Origin of the sequence: Mycobacterium sp. (assembly GCF_040509115.1) — a bacterium.
In the GTDB taxonomy this organism is placed as follows: domain Bacteria; phylum Actinomycetota; class Actinomycetes; order Mycobacteriales; family Mycobacteriaceae; genus Mycobacterium.
This window is the reverse complement of the sequence record NZ_JBEVLO010000064.1, coordinates 1-2,874: the sequence shown is the minus strand read 5'-3', so window position 1 is coordinate 2,874 and position 2,874 is coordinate 1. Positions and strand designations below refer to the sequence as shown.

Sequence of the window (2,874 nt, the reverse complement as noted above, 5' to 3'; positions counted from 1 at the left end):
ACGTGGTGCTGCACCGACAGAACATCGACCGGATCGACGCCATCCTCGACATGGCGGCGGTGATGGAGGCCGACCGGATAGAGCTGGCCAACACGCAGTACGCCGGCTGGGCGGGGCGCAACCGTGCCGAATTGCTGCCGAGCAGAGACCAATTGGAGCGCGCGGAAGAGACGGTGCTGGCGGCCCGCGGCCGGCTCGGAGACCGGATGGAAGTCATCTACGTCATCCCCGACTACTACAGCGAATACCCCAAGCCCTGCATGGACGGCTGGGCACGCCGCCAGTTCACCGTGGTGCCCAACGGCGAAGCGCTGCCGTGTCCAGCGGCCCACGAGTTGGCGCGTGGCCTTGGCCTGCCAAGCACCAACGTGCGCGAACACGCACTGGAGTGGATCTGGGCGGAGTCGCCACTGTTCAGACAGTTTCGCGGCGACGACTGGATGCCGGACCCGTGCCGCAGTTGCGACCGTCGCGAGATCGACTTCGGCGGCTGCCGTTGCCAGGCCTTCGCGCTCACCGGCGACGCCGCCCGCACCGACCCCGTCTGTCGTCTGTCCCCGGATCACGGGTTGGTGGAGGCGGCGGTGGCAGCGGCGAACGACCCGGAGCGGCCGCGGGACGGCGTGATGATTCCCCGACCGAATCCGGGCCGCACCCAATCGCGGATTCCCTTGGTGGTACGACGATGACGAACGATGCGCCGGTCGTCACCCAGCAGGAGCACGACGTCCCGCGTCCGCCGTGCTACCTCTGTGGCGAGACGTACACAGCGGTGGACCTCCTTCGGCACAGCGAGCCGGTGAGCTGCGACGTCTGCCCCCGCTGCACTGACATGCCTGCCTGCTACACGTGTCGGAACATGTACTGCGCCTGCAAGGTTCACCAGCTTTGAGGGACTTCCTGGATTGCCGGCCCGAGAGTCGACCAAGAGCGGATTGCCACTGATGTCACGAAAGGTATTCGGATGCAACAGGTAAGAGGTGTCCTCGCGTGTAGCAGGGAGAGCGCAGCGCAATGATGTCCATCGTCATATTTGCCGCCGGCGCGGGGTTGTTGATCTATAGCGCCGAGAAGCTGATCACCTGTCTGGTCGGCGCCGCACGCGGCCTCGCCGTCTCGCTCTTCCTGCTCGCCATCATCTTCACCGGCATCGAGTTCGACGATCTCGCCTTCGGTGTCGTGCTCAACCTGGAGGGCAGCGAGGACGTTGCGCTCGGCGTCATCTTCGGAACCGTCATATCACTGACCGGCCTGGTGCTCGCGCTTGCCGCCATCGTCGCCCCTAGCCGGGTGGAGATCCCGAAGGACTACATCGGCTTGTTCGCGTTCGCGCCTCTGGTGCTGATCGTGCCCGCATTCCTTGGCGGGGTGGGCCCGGTGTCCGGGGTCGTTCTCATCGCGCTGTTCGTGCTCTTCATCGCCTACATCGCCTACCGCGAGTCACGGCGGATCGTACCGACCTTCCGCAGCGCGGAATTGCTGGAGGCGGCCGAGAGTCGCGAGCTCGTCAGTACCGGTGCCGCGAACTCCGGCGGTGGCGGTCATACCGGCGGCGGCGCCGGAAGCCTCTACGAGACCGGTGACGTCGTCCCGGAGAAGGCGAACGAGCGTCCGGGTTGGGTGTGGCTCCTGCTCGCGCTTCTTGCGTTGATCGGCCTCATCGCTGGTGCTTGGGCCATGGCGAAGGGCACCGAGGGAATCGTCGAGCAGTACGCGATCGGTGGCACGGTATTCGGGGCGACGATCGCAACGTTGGTGCTGTCCCTCGAGGACATCTTCCTGACCGTGGAGCCCTCTCGGCGCGGCGCGCCTGCCATCGGGATCGGCAACGTCATTGGCAGCGTGGTGTTCTCGGTGACCGCGAAGGTGGGGATCATCGCGCTGCTCGGTGGCACGCTCCTGATCACCCCGGAGGTCTTCACCTGGCACCTGCCTGCGCTCATCGTGATCAACGGGTTTGCGGCTTACGCATTGTTCACCGGCCACCTGCGACGTTGGCACGGAGTGGTGCTGCTGCTGGCGTACATCGTCTACTGGATCGTGAGCTTCTCGGTGTTCGGGCTCGTTCCCGGCGACGACGACGCCACGGGCTCCGACGACAACGCGCAGCGGCCGGGCATCGAGGCGCCGGCAGTCCCTGGTCCTGCCTTCGCCATGGGGCTGTGACCGCCTGCCAGACAGACTGAAACACCGACTGCCGCTGCGAAGTACGTGTTCAATTACCAAAGGGGGAACAGCGATCATGCGCGTATACCTGGGTTCCGACCATGCTGGATTGGAACGCAAGAACGCAATCATCCAGCATCTGAGGGCGGTGGGCCACGAGCCCGTCGACTGCGGCGCTCACGTCTACGATCCACTCGACGACTACCCAGCCTTCTGCATCGAGACGGCGCGTCGCGTCGTTGCCGACGAAGGCAGCCTCGGCATCGTGCTCGGGGGCAGCGGGAACGGTGAACAGATCGCCGCCAACAAGGTGACGGGTGCGCGTTGTGCCCTGGCGTGGAACGTCGAGACTGCGCAACTGGCCCGCCAGCACAACAACGCCCAGCTGATCGGGATCGGCGGTCGCATGCACTCGCTCGGTGATTCCCTTGCGATCGTGGACGCATTCCTCGCCGCGGAATGGTCGGACGAAGAACGCCACCAGCGTCGCATCGACATCATGTCCGAGTTCGAGAAGACCGGCATCCCACCGGCGTTGGCCGAGGTCTGAAGGACCCGGTTCGAAGAGCGCTCGCTACAACGCATTTCACCCCCTGCCGATCGGCAGGGGGTGAAATCAGATCGGCGGCTTAGCGGACCGCTTCTGCGTCCGGAGCGCTTGCCAGCGCCGTGGTGCGCAGCTGTTTGACGGCCGCCGCCTTGCCGTCC

The 2,874-nt window shown here is 65.5% G+C and carries 3 protein-coding genes; all 3 read left to right on the top strand.

Annotation, left to right across the window (positions count from 1 at the left end; translation table 11 throughout):
• Window positions 1–689: SPASM domain-containing protein (locus ABW137_RS04855; protein WP_526397443.1), on the top strand; the 689-nt coding region annotated here is incomplete at its 5' end.
• Between the two features lie 325 nt (window positions 690–1,014).
• On the top strand, window positions 1,015–2,166 hold the full coding sequence (locus tag ABW137_RS04850) for a sodium:calcium antiporter (RefSeq protein ID WP_526397441.1): 1,152 nt from the start codon (window positions 1,015–1,017) through the stop codon (window positions 2,164–2,166).
• Window positions 2,167–2,242: 76 nt separating this feature from the next.
• Window positions 2,243–2,716, top strand: coding sequence for a ribose-5-phosphate isomerase (locus ABW137_RS04845; RefSeq protein WP_526397439.1), 474 nt, complete (start codon window positions 2,243–2,245; stop codon window positions 2,714–2,716).
• Window positions 2,717–2,874: the final 158 nt, after the last annotated feature.

Excerpts from the sequence above, each read along its gene's own strand:
- ABW137_RS04850 (WP_526397441.1), top strand. The coding sequence starts at position 1,015 with ATGATGTCCATCGTCATATTTGCCGCCGGCGCGGGGTTGTTGATCTAT.
- ABW137_RS04845 (WP_526397439.1), top strand. The coding sequence starts at position 2,243 with ATGCGCGTATACCTGGGTTCCGACCATGCTGGATTGGAACGCAAGAAC.